Origin of the sequence: Frigoribacterium sp. NBH87 (assembly GCF_014217665.1) — a bacterium.
GTDB lineage: Bacteria > Actinomycetota > Actinomycetes > Actinomycetales > Microbacteriaceae > Frigoribacterium > Frigoribacterium endophyticum.
In genome coordinates this window covers 3,291,140-3,306,383 of the sequence record NZ_CP043650.1, presented here as the reverse complement: position 1 = coordinate 3,306,383, position 15,244 = coordinate 3,291,140, and the positions used below count along the sequence as shown (strand labels likewise).

At 74.3% G+C, this 15,244-nt stretch carries 14 protein-coding genes and 1 tRNA gene; 2 read left to right on the top strand and 13 right to left on the bottom strand.

The window, feature by feature from the left end:
- Window position 1: 1 nt before the first annotated feature.
- The 7 genes from rho to argS all read right to left on the bottom strand — a co-directional run bounded on the left by rho (window position 2) and on the right by argS (window position 10,127).
- Window positions 2–2,257 (bottom strand): transcription termination factor Rho, encoded by a 2,256-nt coding sequence (gene rho, locus F1C15_RS15415; RefSeq protein ID WP_219731613.1) that lies wholly within the window; start codon window positions 2,255–2,257, stop codon window positions 2–4.
- Window positions 2,258–2,602: 345 nt separating this feature from the next.
- Window positions 2,603–3,538 (bottom strand): homoserine kinase, encoded by a 936-nt coding sequence (gene thrB, locus F1C15_RS15410; protein WP_185232242.1) that lies wholly within the window; start codon window positions 3,536–3,538, stop codon window positions 2,603–2,605.
- The gene (thrC, locus tag F1C15_RS15405) at window positions 3,535–4,617 is read right to left on the bottom strand and encodes a threonine synthase (RefSeq protein ID WP_056053927.1); all 1,083 of its coding nucleotides are present in this window, start codon (window positions 4,615–4,617) and stop codon (window positions 3,535–3,537) included. Before thrC ends, thrB begins: the two co-directional genes overlap by 4 nt.
- Complete coding sequence (locus F1C15_RS15400) at window positions 4,617–5,951, bottom strand: homoserine dehydrogenase (RefSeq protein ID WP_056053924.1); 1,335 nt, start codon at window positions 5,949–5,951, stop codon at window positions 4,617–4,619. Before F1C15_RS15400 ends, thrC begins: the two co-directional genes overlap by 1 nt.
- Before the next feature lie 68 nt (window positions 5,952–6,019).
- Window positions 6,020–7,510, bottom strand: a complete 1,491-nt coding sequence (locus F1C15_RS15395) for an alanine racemase (RefSeq protein ID WP_185232240.1) — start codon at window positions 7,508–7,510, stop codon at window positions 6,020–6,022.
- A 126-nt stretch (window positions 7,511–7,636) separates the two neighbouring features.
- Window positions 7,637–8,410, bottom strand: coding sequence for an LmeA family phospholipid-binding protein (locus tag F1C15_RS15390; protein ID WP_185232238.1), 774 nt, complete (start codon window positions 8,408–8,410; stop codon window positions 7,637–7,639).
- 52 nt (window positions 8,411–8,462) lie between these two features.
- Window positions 8,463–10,127 (bottom strand): arginine--tRNA ligase, encoded by a 1,665-nt coding sequence (gene argS, locus F1C15_RS15385; RefSeq protein WP_056053916.1) that lies wholly within the window; start codon window positions 10,125–10,127, stop codon window positions 8,463–8,465.
- Window positions 10,128–10,230: 103 nt separating this feature from the next.
- Between argS and F1C15_RS15380 the strand changes: the two genes are divergently transcribed.
- Window positions 10,231–10,881, top strand: coding sequence for a hypothetical protein (locus F1C15_RS15380; RefSeq protein WP_185232236.1), 651 nt, complete (start codon window positions 10,231–10,233; stop codon window positions 10,879–10,881).
- On the opposite strand, the gene F1C15_RS15375 is transcribed toward F1C15_RS15380, so the two are convergent.
- Window positions 10,878–11,651: a gamma-glutamyl-gamma-aminobutyrate hydrolase family protein gene (locus tag F1C15_RS15375; RefSeq protein WP_185232234.1), complete on the bottom strand. Its 774-nt coding sequence runs from the start codon at window positions 11,649–11,651 to the stop codon at window positions 10,878–10,880. The genes F1C15_RS15380 and F1C15_RS15375 overlap by 4 nt on opposite strands.
- Before the next feature lie 65 nt (window positions 11,652–11,716).
- On the bottom strand, window positions 11,717–12,454 hold the full coding sequence (locus tag F1C15_RS15370) for a pyridoxal 5'-phosphate synthase (protein ID WP_185232232.1): 738 nt from the start codon (window positions 12,452–12,454) through the stop codon (window positions 11,717–11,719).
- A 98-nt stretch (window positions 12,455–12,552) separates the two neighbouring features.
- On the opposite strand from F1C15_RS15370, the gene F1C15_RS15365 reads away from it, so the two are divergent.
- A tRNA-Arg gene (locus tag F1C15_RS15365) sits at window positions 12,553–12,624 on the top strand.
- Between the two features lie 100 nt (window positions 12,625–12,724).
- Here the strand turns inward: F1C15_RS15365 and F1C15_RS15360 are convergent.
- From F1C15_RS15360 to F1C15_RS15345, 4 genes are all read right to left on the bottom strand, one after another.
- Window positions 12,725–13,135: a VOC family protein gene (locus F1C15_RS15360; RefSeq protein WP_185232229.1), complete on the bottom strand. Its 411-nt coding sequence runs from the start codon at window positions 13,133–13,135 to the stop codon at window positions 12,725–12,727.
- A 77-nt stretch (window positions 13,136–13,212) separates the two neighbouring features.
- Window positions 13,213–13,812, bottom strand: coding sequence for a recombinase family protein (locus tag F1C15_RS15355; RefSeq protein ID WP_185232227.1), 600 nt, complete (start codon window positions 13,810–13,812; stop codon window positions 13,213–13,215).
- Window positions 13,813–13,848: 36 nt separating this feature from the next.
- Entirely contained in the window at window positions 13,849–14,064 is a 216-nt protein-coding gene (locus F1C15_RS15350) for a hypothetical protein (protein WP_185232225.1), read from the bottom strand.
- A gap of 212 nt (window positions 14,065–14,276) precedes the next feature.
- Window positions 14,277–15,164, bottom strand: a complete 888-nt coding sequence (locus tag F1C15_RS15345; protein WP_200931966.1) for a DMT family transporter — start codon at window positions 15,162–15,164, stop codon at window positions 14,277–14,279.
- Window positions 15,165–15,244 lie beyond the last annotated feature (80 nt).

The window sequence follows — 15,244 nt, the reverse complement described above, 5'->3', positions numbered from 1 at the left end:
GTCAGTGCTCCTTGTGGGAGGAGTCGTGGCCGTTCGCGGGCACCGACTTCTGGACCTGCACCAGGAACTCGACGTTCGAGCTGGTCTCGCGGAGGTTGCCGAGGACGATCTCGAGGGCCTTCTGCGGGTCGAGGCCGGCCAGGGCGCGACGGAGGCGCCAGGTGATCTTGACCTCCTCCGGGCTGAGCAGCATCTCTTCGCGACGGGTGCCCGAGGCGTTGACGTCGACGGCCGGGAAGATGCGCTTGTCGGCGAGGTGACGCGACAGGCGGAGCTCCATGTTGCCGGTGCCCTTGAACTCCTCGAAGATCACCTCGTCCATCTTCGAGCCGGTCTCGACCAGGGCGGTCGCGAGGATGGTCAGCGAGCCGCCGTTCTCGATGTTGCGCGCCGCGCCGAAGAAGCGCTTCGGCGGGTACAGCGCCGACGAGTCGACTCCGCCGGAGAGCACGCGGCCCGAGGCGGGGGCGGACAGGTTGTAGGCGCGGCCCAGACGGGTGATCGAGTCGAGCAGCACGACCACGTCGTGGCCCAGCTCGACCAGGCGCTTCGCACGCTCGATGGCGAGCTCGGCGACCGTGGTGTGGTCCTCGGCGGGGCGGTCGAAGGTCGAGGCGATGACCTCGCCCTTGACCGTGCGCTGCATGTCGGTGACCTCCTCGGGGCGCTCGTCCACGAGCACGACCATGAGGTGGGCCTCGGGGTTGTTCACCGCGATGGCGTTCGCGATGGCCTGGAGCACGAGCGTCTTGCCGGCCTTGGGGGGCGAGACGATGAGGCCGCGCTGGCCCTTGCCGATCGGCGAGACGAGGTCGATGATGCGCGTCGACAGCTTCTGGGGCTCGGTCTCGAGGCGCAGGCGCTCCTGCGGGTAGAGAGGCGTCAGCGCGCTGAACTCGACGCGCTTGGCGGCCTCCTCGACGGGCTGGCCGTTGACCGAGTCGATCTTGACGATCGCGTTGTACTTCTGACGGCCCTGGCCCTGGTCGCCGTCACGGGGCTGGCGGATGGCGCCGACGACCGCGTCGCCCTTGCGCAGATGGTACTTCTTCACCTGGCCGAGCGAGACGTAGACGTCGCTCGCCCCGGGGAGGTACCCGGTGGTGCGGACGAAGGCGTAGTTCTCGAGCACGTCGAGGATGCCCGCGACGGGGATGAGGACGTCGTCGTCGGAGATCTCGGGCTCGAACTCGTCGTTCTGGACGCTGCGGCCGCGCTTGCGGTCGCGCTGACGGCCGCGGCCCTGACGGCCGGCCTCGTCGGACTGCTGGCCGGCCTGCGAGCCCGACTGCTGCTCGCCGCGCGCGGCGTCGTTCTTCTCGCCGGCGGCGCGCTGCTGCTCGGCCTCCTTCGCGGACTGCTCCTGCGCGGAGGCCTGGCCCTGCTGGCCGTTCTGGCCGTTCTGGCCGTTCTGGCCCTGCTGGCCGTTCTGCGACTGCTGGCCGTTCTGCGGCTGCTGGCCGTTCTGGCCCTGCTGGCCCTGCTGGCCCTGCTGACCGTTCTGGCCGTTCTTGCGGTTGCGGTTGCGGCTGCGACGACCGCCGCCTTGCTGGCCCTGGCCGTCCTGGTCGCCGGCGCCCTGGTCGTTCGAGCCCTGGTCGGCGGCGCCGGCCTCGGCGTCGCCCGCCTCGGGGGCCGACTGCGGCGCGACGGCCTCGGCCTGGGCGGACGGCACCTCCGCGGCCGGGGCCTCGGCGGCCGCGGCGGCGACCGTGGCGTCGGAGGCGCGGCGCGAGCCACGACGGCTGCGCGAGGGACGCTCGGCGGCGACGGGCGCCTCCTCGGCGGGGGCCTCGACGACCGACGACGGGGCGGCGGCCTCGGCGACGGGCGACGCGACCGGCGCGTCGACCTCAGCCACGGCGGCGGGCGCCTCGTCCGAGACCGGCGCGACGCCGGTCTCGCCGGCGTTGACGTGCTCGACGGCGGTGCGCTGCTCGGGAGCGCCGGCGGCGGCGGTCACCCGGCGCGACGGACGGCGCGTGCGGGGCGCGGCGGCGGTCTCGGCGACGGGGGCCTCGGCCGCGGGCGCCTCGGCGACGGGGGCCGACTCGGCCGGCGCAGCGTCGGTGACGTCGAGGGTCGGCTGCACGGCGACGGGCGCCTCGACGACGACGTCGTCGGTCGGGGCGACCACGGAGGCGTCGCCGGTCGCCTGGACGGCGGCGATGGCCGCGACCAGGTCGCCCTTGCGGAGCTTGGAGAGGCCGCTGATGCCGAGCGACGAGGCGAGGGCCTGCAGCTGCGGGAGGCGCATGGCGCTCAGTTCGGCGGGGGTCTGGGTGGTGGCGCTGTTGTCTGCGTCTGACACTGGTGGGTTCCTTCCGCTCCCCCGCGAGAGCCGCGAGGATGAGCTGGTCACACCTCGCAGCCTCTGGCCTGCCGTGCGGGCGGGCCCTGCGGCCGCACGCTCAGGGCGCGGCACGCACTGCGCGGGATGCGCAGGAAGCTCTCGGAGGTGCGGCACGCGATCGCCAGAGAGCGACCGAGCGCTGCTAGATGTGCACTACGGGATGTGCGACCGGGAATGCCGGGATGACGTGGGACCCCACACGTGTGCTGCCCGGTGACCGGGAGGACGATGCCAGATGCCCAGGAGATCTCAGTTTTCTACCGGGTGCGCGTTCACTGTAGCACCTCGCAGGTCGACGGCGAGCATCAACGGACGCCACGCCGACAGGGCGTTCTCGGCCACGAGCTGGGCCGCCAGGAGCCGCTGCGCCGGGTCGCTGCCGAGCACGAGCAACGAGGGCCCGGCCCCCGACACGACGGCCGCGAGCCCCGCCTGGCGCAGGACCCTGATGAGCATGTCCGTCTCGGGCATCGCGCTCGCGCGGTAGCTCTGGTGCAGGCGGTCCTCCGTCGCCGCGAGCAGCAGCTCGGGGCTCTGGATGAGCGCCGCGACGAGCAGGGCCGACCGCGACACGTTGAACGTGGCGTCCTCGTGGGGCACGGACGCCGGCTGGAGGCTGCGCGCCAGCGAGGTCGACAGCGTCGTCTCGGGCACGAACACGACCGGCGAGACGCCACGGTGGACGAGGAGCCTCTTGTGCGAGGGCCCGGCCGAGGTGGTCCACGCGATCGTCAGGCCGCCGAACAGGGCCGGCGCGACGTTGTCGGGGTGCCCCTCGAGCTCCGTCGCGACCGCGAGCAGCTGGTCGGGCGTGAAGTCGACGCGACCCTCGAGGAGCCCCTTGGCCGCCATGACGCCCGAGACGATGGCCGCGGCGGAGGAGCCGAGGCCCCGCCCGTGCGGGATCGCGTTGCGCGCCTCGAGCCGGAGACCCGGCAGCGGCACCCCCGCGGCACGGTAGGTGGCCGCGATCGAGCGCACCACGAGGTTGCTCTCGTCGGTGGGCACCTCGCCGGCGCCGACCCCGTCGACGTGCACCGCGACTCCGGTGCCCCGGGTCTCGGAGACCACGAGCCTGTCGTAGTGCGACAGCGCGAGGCCGAGGGTGTCGAAGCCGGGCCCCAGGTTGGCCGAGGTGGCCGGGACCTTGACGAGGACCGACCTCACGGCCGGGCCGGTGGTCATGCAGAGGCCGGGACGAGCCCGAGCACCTCGGCGACGCGCGCGGTGTCGCTCGCGACCACCGTGGGCTGCACGTCGGTGCCGTCGGCCTTGCGGAGGGCCCACTGAGGGTCTTTCAGGCCGTGGCCCGTCACCGTGAGGACGACCGTCGCCCCGGCGGGCACGACGCCCGCGTCGGCGCGCTCGAGCAGGCCGGCGACGCTGATCGCGGAGGCCGGCTCGACGAACACGCCGACCTCGGCCGAGAGGATCTTCTGGGCGGCGAGGATGGCCTCGTCGGTGATGGCCCCGAACCAGCCGTCGGTGAGGTCGCGGGCCTCGAGGGCCAGCTGCCACGACGCGGGGTTGCCGATGCGGATGGCGCTGGCGATGGTCTCGGGCTGCCGCACGACCTCGCCGGCGACGATGGGCGCGGAGCCCGCGGCCTGGAAGCCGAACATGCGCGGGAGGCGCGTGGCACGGCCGGCCTCGAGGTCTTCGCGGTAGCCACGGGTGTAGGCCGTGTAGTTGCCGGCGTTGCCGACCGGGATGAAGTGGAAGTCGGGGGCGTCGCCCAGCACGTCGACGACCTCGAAGGCCGCCGTCTTCTGGCCCTCGATGCGGTCGTTGTTGACCGAGTTGACGAGGTGCACCGGGTAGTTCGCGGCGAGGTCGCGCGCGATGTCGAGGCAGTCGTCGAAGTTGCCCTGGATCTGCAGCAGCTGCCCGTCGTGCGCGACGGCCTGGCTGAGCTTGCCCATCGCGATCTTGCCCTCGGGCACGAGCACGGCGGCGGTGATGCCGGCGTGCGCCGCGTAGGCGGCGGCCGACGCGGAGGTGTTGCCGGTGGAGGCGCAGATGACGGCCTTCGCACCGTGCTCGACGGCCTTCGAGATCGCCATGGTCATGCCGCGGTCCTTGAAGGAGCCCGTGGGGTTCATGCCCTCGTACTTGACGTAGACCTTCGCGCCGGTGCGGGCCGAGAGGGCCGGCGCCGGGATGAGGGGCGTGCCGCCCTCGCCGAGGGTGACGACGGGCGTCGCCTCGGTGACGTCGAGACGGTCGGCGTACTCGCGCAGGACACCCTGCCACTGGTGGGCCATCAGGCTCCTTCGACTCTCAGGACGCTCGTGACGGAGTTCACGACCGGGGTGGTGCGGAGGGCCTCGACCGTGGCGGCGAGGGCGGACTCGCGGGCACGGTGCGTGCCGATGATCAGGGTAGCGGTCGCCGGGGCCTCGACGTCGCCGTGTGACGCGAGGGGCGGGACGCCGCCCGTCTGCTCGACGCTGTGCACGCTGACGCCGTGGTCGCTGAGCACGCCGGCCACCTCGGCGAGCACGCCGGGCTGGTCGGCCACGTCGAGCGTCACCTGGTAGCGCGTGACCACGTCGCCGATGGGCAGCACGCGGAGGTCGGCGTGGGTGGACTCGGCGAGCCCGGGCCCGCCGATCACGTGCCTCCGGGCGGCGGAGACGAGGTCGCCGAGCACGGCCGAGGCCGTCTCCACTCCCCCGGCGCCCGCGCCGTAGAACATGAGGTCGCCCGCCGCCTCGGCCTCGACGAACACGGCGTTCTTCGCGCCGTGGACCGTGGCGAGGGGGTGCTCGAGCGGCACCAGGGCCGGGTAGACCCGGGCGCTGACGCCCTCGACGCCGTCGGCGTCGAGCAGCCGCTCGCAGATCGCGAGGATCTTGACGACGTAGCCGGCCTTGCGGGCCGCGACGACCTGCTCGTGCGTCACCTCGGTGATGCCCTCGCGGTGCACCGCGACCAGCGGCACGGTCGTGTGGAACGCGAGGCTGGCGAGGATGGCGGCCTTCTGCGCGGCGTCGTAGCCGCCGATGTCGGCGGTCGGGTCGGCCTCCGCGTAGCCCAGCTCGGTCGCCGTGGCGAGGGCGGCCTCGAGGGTGTCGCCGTCGGTGTCCATCCGGTCGAGGATGAAGTTGGTCGTGCCGTTGACGATCCCCATGATGCGGACGATGCGGTCACCGGCGAGGCTGTCGCGCAGCGGGCGGATGATCGGGATGGCGCCGGCCACCGCCGCCTCGTAGTAGAGCTGGGCGCCCACCTGCTCGGCCGCCTCGAACAGCTCGGGGCCGTGGCTCGCCAGCAGCGCCTTGTTGCCGGTCACCACGTCGGCGCCGGAGTTCAGCGCCGCGAGCACGTACTGACGGGCAGGCTCGAGGCCGCCCATGAGCTCGACGACGATGTCGGCCCCGAGGATGAGCGACTCGACGTCGGTGGTGAGGAGCTCGCGGGGCAGGTCGACGTCGCGGGGCGCGTCGACGTCGCGGACGCCGATGCCGACGAGCTCGATGCCCGCGCCGGCGCGGCCGGCCAGCTCGTCGGCCTGCTCGAGCAGCAGCCGGGCCACCTGCGAGCCGACCGAGCCGGCGCCGATCAGGGCGACCCGCACGTTGCGGTATTCGATCATGGTGTTCCGTTCTGTGGGGGTGCTGCGGCGACCGGGGGCGGGCGGGGCCGACGAGGGAGGGGCGTGCGTCACGAGGAGGCGCGGGCCGGCTGGTCGAGGCCCGCGTCGCGCGAGAGGAGGTCGGCCTCCGACTCGCCGCGCACGATGACGCGCGAGGTGCCGTCCAGCACCGCCACCACGGGCGGTCGGCCGACGTGGTTGTAGTTGCTCGACAGGCTGTGGCAGTAGGCGCCCGTGGCGGGCACCGCCAGCAGGTCGCCCCGCTCGACGTCGGCGGGCAGCCAGTCGGCCAGGACGACGACGTCGCCGCTCTCGCAGTGCTTGCCCGCGACGCGCACGAGCACGGGAGGAGCCGAGGAGGCGCGCCCCGCGAGGGCCACGGAGTAGTCGGCCGCGTAGAGGGCCGTCCGCGCGTTGTCGCTCATGCCGCCGTCGACGCTGACGTACCGACGGACGGCGCTGGCCGCGGGCCGGCCGAGCGCCACGGCCTCGTCGGCGGCCGCCGCGAGGTCGGACTCGGTCGCGACGGCGTCGACGTCGACCTCGTCGACGGCGACCGTGACGTCCTTGATGGTGCCCGTCGCGTAGAGGGTGGTGCCGCCGGGGCCGACGATCGTCCGGCCCGGCTCCACGGCCACGACCGGCACCGGGATGCCCCGGTGGGTGCACTCGGCGTGGACGATGTCGGCGAGGGCCGCCGCGAGCTCGTCGATCGAGCGGGCGTCGTCGGCCCTCGTGTAGGCGATGCCGAAGCCGCCGCCCAGGTTGAGCTCGGGCACCTCGCCGTCGGCGAGGAGGCCCGCGTGGACGGCGAGCAGGCGTCGTGCGGCCTCGGCGAAGCCGTCGGAGCCGAAGATCTGCGAGCCGATGTGGGAGTGCAGCCCGAGGAACCGCAGCGACGGCCGAGCGCGCACGGCCGCGACGACGGCGGCGGTCTCGCTCAGCGGCACCCCGAACTTCTGGTCCTCCCGGGCGGTCGCGAGGTACTCGTGGGTGCTCGCGTGCACGCCGGAGTTGACCCGGAGGCGCACGGCCTGGACCACGCCGTGGCGCGCGGCGGCGTCGGCGACCCGGTCGACCTCCTCCGCGCTGTCGATGACGACCGCGCCGATCCCCGCCGCGACCGTGCGGTCGAGCTCGGCGTCGGACTTGTTGTTGCCGTGGAAGCCCATCCGGGCGGGCTCCACGCCCGCGGCCCGGGCGACCGCGAACTCGCCGGCCGTGCAGATGTCGACGGCCATGCCGGCCTCGGAGACCCACCGGGCCACCTCGGCGGAGAGGAAGGCCTTCGCGGCGTAGTAGACCTTGACGGTCGTCCCGACCCGAGCGAACTCGCGGCGGAAGGCCTCGACGGTCTGGGCGGCGCGGCCCCGGACGTCGGCCTCGTCGAGCACGTAGAGGGGGGTGCCGTACGTCTGCGCGAGCTCGGTCACGGGCACGCCGCCGAGCACGATCTCGCCGTCGTCGGAGCGCCGGGCCGTCCGCGACCAGACGCCGGCGTCGAGCTCGGCGAGGTCGTCGGGCTCGCGGAGCCAGGCGGGGGCGAGGGGGTTCGACACGGGGCCTCTCCAGGGTCGGCGGGACGGGGGTCGCCGCGCGCGCGACGTGGTCGCGCCCGTGACGTCAGAGAGCCTACCGACAGGCGGCGACGAGCCGGGCCACGTGACGCCGGCCGCGCCCGTGGGCTACGAGCAGGTGCCCTTCTCGGACAGGGCCGAGCTCGTCAGGGGCAGCCCGGGCGAGCGGAGGTCGACGGTGACCTCGCCGGCGCGCACGTCGAGGGCGGTGGCCGTCACCGACGCCGGCAGCTGCTCGGCGAGGCAGACCGAGGTCGCGAAGTCGCCGAGGAAGGGCGTCAGGTCGAGCTGCAGCGACGAGTCGGGCAGGGAGGCGGTGGTCGGGGCGAAGGAGACGGAGCGTCCGTCGTCGCTCAGGCTGGGCACCGCGGTGACGGCGACGGGCACGTCGCCGATGATCGGCACGGAGAACGACCGCGAGTACGTGACCGCGTCGTCACCCAGCGCCAACGACGCGCCCTGCTGGCGGAGCGCCTCGAGGCCGTCGACCGTCGCCTGGTCGGCCGTGATCGTGCCCGTGACGGGCCCGGAGTCGCCCTCGAGCGAGGTGGGCACGTCGGCGACGTCGACGCGGACCACGACGGGGTCGCCCTCGACCCCGGAGGTCAGCGTGACGTCGTCGAGCGAGCCGTGAGCGATCTGCCAGAGCACCGAGGTGCCGTGCACGTCGACCTCGACGTCGTCGAGGCCGGTGGACGTCTGGACCTCCGCCGCGGCGCGGCTCTCGACGACCGAGCGGACGACGACGTCGGCGATCACGGCGAGGACCGCCAGGCCCACGAGCACGCCGACGAGGATGAAGAGGCCAGCCCCCGCGCTGCGGAGCCGGCGACGCTCGACCGGACGGGCCTCGAAGAAGTCGCTGTCGCTCTCGTCGCTCATCCCGACATCCTCTCAGGGACGCCGGGCGGAGTCGCGCCCCGCGCCGGTCAGGTCACATGCGGTCGGGCGCGGAGACGCCCAGGAGGCCCAGCCCGTTGCGGACGACCTGGCCCGCGGCGTCGTTCAGCCACAGTCGCGTGCGGTGCAGGTCGGTGACCTCCTCGTCGCCCAGGGGCGTCACCCGGCAGCTGTCGTACCAGCGGTGGTAGGTGCCGGCCAGCTCCTCGATGTAGCGGGCGACCCGGTGCGGCTCGCGCAGCTCGGCCGCCTGCGTGACGACGCGGGGCAGCTCGGCGAGGACGCCGAGGAGGGCGCTCTCGGTGGGGTGGGACAGCAGCGACGCGTCGAAGGCGTCACGGGTGACCCCCGCGGCCTCGGCGTTGCGCGCGACGGACCGGGTGCGGGCGTGCGCGTACTGCACGTAGAAGACGGGGTTGTCGTTGGTGCGCCGCGTCAGCAGGTCGAGGTCGATGTCGATCGAGCTGTTCACCGGGCTGCGGACGAGCGAGTAGCGGCCGGCGTCGACGCCGACGGCGTCGACGAGGTCCTCCATCGTGACGACGGTGCCGTTCCGCTTCGACATGCGGAAGGGCTCGCCGTCCTTCAGCAGGTTGACCATCTGGCCGATGAGGATCTCGAGGTTGACGCCCGGCTCGTCGCCGAAGGCCGCGCACATCGCCATCATGCGGCCGACGTAGCCGTGGTGGTCGGCGCCCAGCATGATCAGGTTGCGCTCGAAGCCCCGCTCGCGCTTGTCGAGGTAGTAGGCGAGGTCGCCGGCGATGTAGGCCGCCTCGCCGTCGCTCTTGATGACGACGCGGTCGCGGTCGTCGCCGAACTCCGTCGTGCGCAGCCAGGTCGCGCCCTCGGCCTCGTAGATGTGCCCGAGCTCGGTGAGGCGCGCGACGGCGCGCTCGACGGCCTTCGACTCGTGCAGCGAGTTCTCGTGGAAGAAGACGTCGAAGTCGACGCCGAAGTCGTGCAGCGACGACTTGATGTCGCTGAACATGAAGTCGACGCCCGCGGCGCGGAACACCTCCTGCGCCTCGTCGCGCGGCAGGGCCCGGAGGTCGCCGTCGTGCGCCGCGACGACCCGGTCGGCGATGTCGGTGATGTACTCGCCGCCGTAGCCGTCCTCCGGGGTGGGCTCGCCGAACGAGCGGGCGACGAGGCTGCGGGCGAAGCGGTCGATCTGCCCGCCGTGGTCGTTGAAGTAGTACTCGCGGGTGACGAGGGCGCCCTGCGCCTGGAAGACACGGGCGAGGCTGTCGCCCACGGCCGCCCAGCGGACGCCGCCCAGGTGGATGGGGCCGGTGGGGTTGGCCGACACGAACTCGAGGTCGATGGTGACGCCGGCGTAGTAGTCGCCGCGGCCGAAGGCCTCGCCCTGCTCGACGATCGTGCGGGCCAGCTGACCGGCCGCGGCCGCGTCGAGCCGCACGTTGATGAAGCCCGGGCCCGCGACGTCGACGTCGGCGACGCCGTCGACCTCGGCGAGCTCGCCCGCCAGCTCGGTGGCGAGGTCGCGGGGCGGGACGCCGACGCGCTTCGCGAACTTCATGGCGACGTTGGACGTCCAGTCGCCGTGGTCGCGGTTCTTCGGGCGCTCGAGGACGACGTCGGCCGGGGCCACGGTGACGTCGTCGCCGACCCCTCGGCGCTCGAGGACGCCCTGGACGACGGCGAGCAGGGAGGAGGAGAGTTCGGCGGGGGTCACGAGAGACGATCGTACCGGCTGCCGGGCGCCCGCCGGCCCGGGCCACGGGCCGTCGGGGCGCCCCTCCGAGCCGACCACGGGCGGCGTCGGGGAGGATGGGGGCATGTCGTCCCGCCGCCCCCGACCCCCGGCCCGCGTCCCCTCCGTCGTCGTCGCCGCCTCCGCCCTGGCCCTCGGCGCCGCAGCCCTGACCGGCTGCACGACGTCGGCCCCGGGCGGCGGGCCCGCGTCGCCGTCCACGTCGGCGGCCCCGTCGCCCGCGGCGTCCGGCGCCACGCCCACCGCCGACCCCGGCTACACGCCGCCGCCGCTCGTGAGCAGCCCGCTCGCCCTCGACTGCGCCGCCCTGCTCGACCCGGCCGCGGGCGTGCTGCCCACGCTGTGGCCCGGCCTCGCCGCGGCCGACGCCCCCGACGCCGACGCCCTCGACGACGCCCTCGACCAGGTGGCGGAGGCCGACGGGACGGTCTGCGACTGGGTCGACGCCGCCGGCGACCACGTGACGGTGGGCGTCGCCGCGTACGACGAGGCCAGCCTCACCGCGATCGCGAACGACCTCGTCGCCTCGAGCAACTCCGTGCCGAGCTACGGGGTGGAGGGCTACTTCAGCCTGCACGGCGGCACGGGCGTCGCCCGTGCCCTGCCCACCGGTCGCCTCGTCGTGGCCGAGTCGACGACCTTCGCGGAGCCCGGGTCGGCCGAGCCGGTGATGACGCAGCTCCTCGCCGCGGTGGGCGAGGGCGGCGCGGGCTAGGCGGCGCGGCGCGCCGACGCCCCGCGGGCGGCGAGCTGCCCCAGCAGGAGCGGCAGCTGCCAGGCCTCGGCGCCGCGGTCCTCCGGGTGCCACTGCACCCCGGTGACCGGCGCGGTGACGTGCTCGACCGCCTCCACCTCGCCGTCGCGCGACCACGCGGCGACTCGCAGGCCCTCGCCGAGGAGGCCGACGGCCTGGTGGTGGGCGCTCCTGACCAGCGCGCTCGACCGGACCAGCGCCTCCCGCAGGCGCGTGTCGGCGACGAGGTCGACCTCGTGGTCGGTCATGAGCTGCTCGACGGAGCCCGTGCCGCGGTGCAGGCCGGCCTCGTCGTCGAGGTGCTGCACGAGGGTGCCGCCGAGCGCGACGTTGATCACCTGGTGGCCGCGGCAGATGCCGAGCAGGGGCGTGCCGAGCCGCACCGCGCGGCGGACGACGGCGAGCTGTGCGGCGTCGGCGACCTCGAGGTGACGCCCCTCGCCGGGGTAGCCGGCCGGGGCGCCGTAGTGGTGCGGGGCGAGGTCCTCTCCCCCGACGACGACCACCGCGTCGGCGTCGCGCGTGGCGGCCAGGAGGGCGTCGACGCCGAGGTCGTCGGCGGCCAGGCGCTCGGCCGACCAGCCCGCCCGACGCGCCTCGGCGACGACGCGCTCGTTCAGGGTCTGCACGTAGGCGTGGTACTCCGGCGCGTGCGGCCGACGGCGGGTGACCTCGACGACGGCCAGGCGCGCGCCGGGGCGGGCTCCGGGGGCTCGCGTCTCGATCGGCATGCACCCATGGTCGTCACCGTCGCCGCCTCGCGCCACCCGTGTGTCGCGGCGTTACGACCCGGGGCTCAGGGCCAGAGGGAGGCGCGGCGCCAGCCGTCGCCGACGCGGTCGTACCGCAGGCGCACCTGGTCACGGCCCGTCGTGCCCTGCCAGAACTCGACCGAGACGGGCGCCACGCGGTACGCCGTCCAGTCGTCGGGCACGAGGTCCGGCTCGTCGTCGAGTCGACGACGGGCCTCGTCGAGGGCCGCGTCGGCCTGCTCGGCGCCGGGGATCTCGGTGCTCTGCGGCATCGCGATCGCGACGGCGCGCGAGTCGGGGTGGCGCGCCCGGAAGTCGTCCTCGCTGACGTCGCGCGGCCCCGGGAGGGCGTCGCCGAGCACGCGGACCTGTCGCCCGAGGTCGCTCCAGGAGAGGGTCAGCGCGACGCGGGGGTCGTCGGCGATCTGGCGGCCCTTGGGGCTGAGCGACGAGGTGGTGAACCAGAAGGCGTCGTCGACCTCCTTGAGGAGCAGGGTGCGAGCCGTCGGCCCCGAGGCCGTCGAGGCGGTCGACAGGGTCATCGCGTGCGGCTGCGCGACCCCGGCCTCCACCGCGTCGTCGAGCCAGGTGAGGAAGAGCGCGATCGGCTCCGGGGGTGCTTGCTCAGGGTCGAGGGGCGACACGTCGATCTCGGGCCGGCGAGCGCCGCGCACCCGGTCGCGGAGCGAGCGTCGGCCGCCCTGCCCCGAGCCGTCGCCGCCACCGGAGGCGGGAGAGGAGGGAGCGTGGGAGGCGCGGGCGGAGTCGTCGTCGTGGGTCACCGCCCCAGAGTGCACCCGCCCGCTGGGCCGCGCCCCAGGCGGGGCCGGCCCGTGTCCGTCGGCGACCCTGCGGGCTGCTAGCCTTGTCGTCGACCCTGGCCCCCATAGCTCAGGGGATAGAGCACTGCCCTCCGGAGGCAGGGGCGAAGGTTCGAATCCTTCTGGGGGCACCGAATCCCTCGGCGGCAGCAAGTCCTCGCGAAGACGCCGAGCACCACGCTTTCTGTGGATCGGTGTCGACGACGGGCCGTCGCCCCGTCCCACACCGCCTCAGGACGCCGTGGGGACGTCCGCGTCCGTCGTCATCCAGAACGGCGACCAGTGGTAGCCGTCGGGGTCGTCGAACTGCCGCTGGTACATGAACGGGTACTCGTCGGTGTCTCTGACGCGCCCGCCCGCGGCGTCGGCGCGCGTGACGAGGTCGTCGACGGCCTCGCGGCTCTCGAGGTCGAACGAGACCGTCACCGGCGAGGGCGCGCCGGGTGCCCCGACCAGCTCCTCCGTCGCACCGACTGCCGTGTACTGCTCGCGGCTGACGAGCATGACGTGCTGGTCGCCGGTGACCACGAAGCACGCTGCACCGGGGCCGGACATCTCCGGCCTCGGAGCCCAGCCGAGGGCGGTGTAGAACGCCGTCGAGCGCTCGACGTCCTCGACCGGGCAGGTGATGAAGAGGCTCATGCCGTGGAGGCTGGACCCGGTGGCCCCTCCGTGTCAAGGGACGGTCAGGTCGGTGGCCGACGGGACAGCGGCTCGGGTCAGCGGATCGGGTCCCGGCGGGCCGGCGCCCGGGGGTCGTCCTGAGACCGGTCCGCCTCCGCGAGGCCCTCCCGGAGCGTGCGGAGCGGCACGTCGAGGTGACGGGCGACGTCGACCAGGCTCGCCTCGTCGCGGAGCATGTCGCGGGCGATCTGGAGCCGCCGTCGGCTGAGGGCGGGTGCGCCCCGGCGCTTGTAGTGCGCCTCCTGACGTCTCCGCTCCGCGGCCCTGGCCGGCTCGTCGGCGATGGTCGACTCGTACGACGCGAGCGCCCCCGCGGCGCGGAAGAAGAACCGGCCCCAGGCGCCGAGCTCGTCGATGTCGTCGTCGATCGAGCGGAAGGCCACGCCTCGGTCGTCGAGCGAGGCGATCAGCGCGACCACCTCGGCCAGGGTGCCGCCGAGCCGGTCGAGGCGTGAGACGACGAAGACGTCGCCCTCCCGGAGGGAGGACAACGCCTTCTGCAGCTCAGGGCGACGAGCCCGGGGGCCGGTGGCCTGGTCGACGTAGACGCGTTCGCACGCCGCACCGGCCAGCGCGTCGCGCTGGTGGCTGCCGACCTCGTCGTCGGAGTCGCGCCGGTACCCGATCACGGCCACGTCGGGGCCTCCCCCGCGGAGCTCACCTTTCGTCGATCAGCTGTACGTCAGCGCGATGACGGCGACGTCGAGGGTGCGGTACGCACCCTCCTGACGGGTCGCCTGGCGGCTCCGGCCCCGCAGGACCTCGAAGCGGCCCGAGGACTCGTGGACGAACCCGATGACGCCCGCGGTGGGCGTGGAGACGCGGTGGAAACCGTCTCCGAGGTCGATCACCTCGGCCCGTGACGTGCGTTCCAGAACAGCTCCCATGATGTCCTCCCGGCCTCAGGAACCCCGCCGACGGGGGCTCGTCTGCCGAGCGTACCCCGCGCTCGGGGTACAACACCGGCGAGACGGCTGCCGTCCACCTGCCGCTTACCTGTGAGTGCGAGGGCTGAGCGGAGGCAGGGTCCGCTCCGCGGGGGACACGAGCGCACCCGGCGCGGCCATGCCCTCACCGCCACGACCTCACCGCCACGACCTCAGACGGGCGGCGCCTCCACCACGTCGCGGGAGGGCCTCCCCCGCCCCGCCGTCGCCGTCACCCCGACGCTGGCGGCGGTGACGAGGGCCAGCGCCACGAGCTCGCGGGCGCCGAGGGCCTGGCGCAGCACCACGAGCCCGGCGAGCGCGGCGACGGCCGGGCCGAGGCTCGACAGCACGCCGAACACCCTCGTGGGCAGGCGTCGCAGCGCGACCACCTCCAACGAGTACGGCAGCGCCGAGGTCAGCAGCGCCACGAGCAGGAAGACCGCGAGGAGTCGCGGGTCGGCCACGACGGCCCGCGTCGCGTCGGCCGCGCCCACGGGCACCACCACGGCGGCCGCGACGACCATCGAGACGGCCAGCCCGCCCATCGCGTCGTCGGAGCGGCCGAGGTTCGCGTTCGCCACGATGTAGCCGGCCCAGAAGGCCCCGGCGCCGAGGGCGAGCAGCACGCCGACCAGGGGCGTCGCGCCCGACGAGTCGAGTCCGAGCACGACCACGCCGACGAGGGCGAGCAGCGCCCAGGCGGCGTCGAGCCAGCGCCGGGTCTGGGCGAGCGCGACGGCCAGCGGCCCGAGGAACTCCAGGGTCACCGCGACGCCGAGGGGCACGACGTCGATGGCGAGGTAGATGAGCGAGTTCATGCCGGCGAGGGCGAGCCCGAGCAGCACGACGCCGAGCCAGGTGCGCCGCGACCAGCGACGCACGCGGGGGCGGAAGACGACCACGAGGATGAGCGCGCCGAGGGCGAGGCGCAGGGCGGCGGCGCCCGTCGGGCCGAGCGCCTCGAAGTGCGTGCGGGCGAGGGCCGCGCCGAACTGGACGGAGACGATGGCCGCGACGGCCAGGAGCGGTGACGGGACGCGGTCGAGGGGGCGGCTCACGCGGCGAGTCTAGGGGCGTGGCCCCGCTGGCCCGGACGTGCTGCGACGGGCTGCGCCGCCGCCCGGCCGGCCGCCGGTAG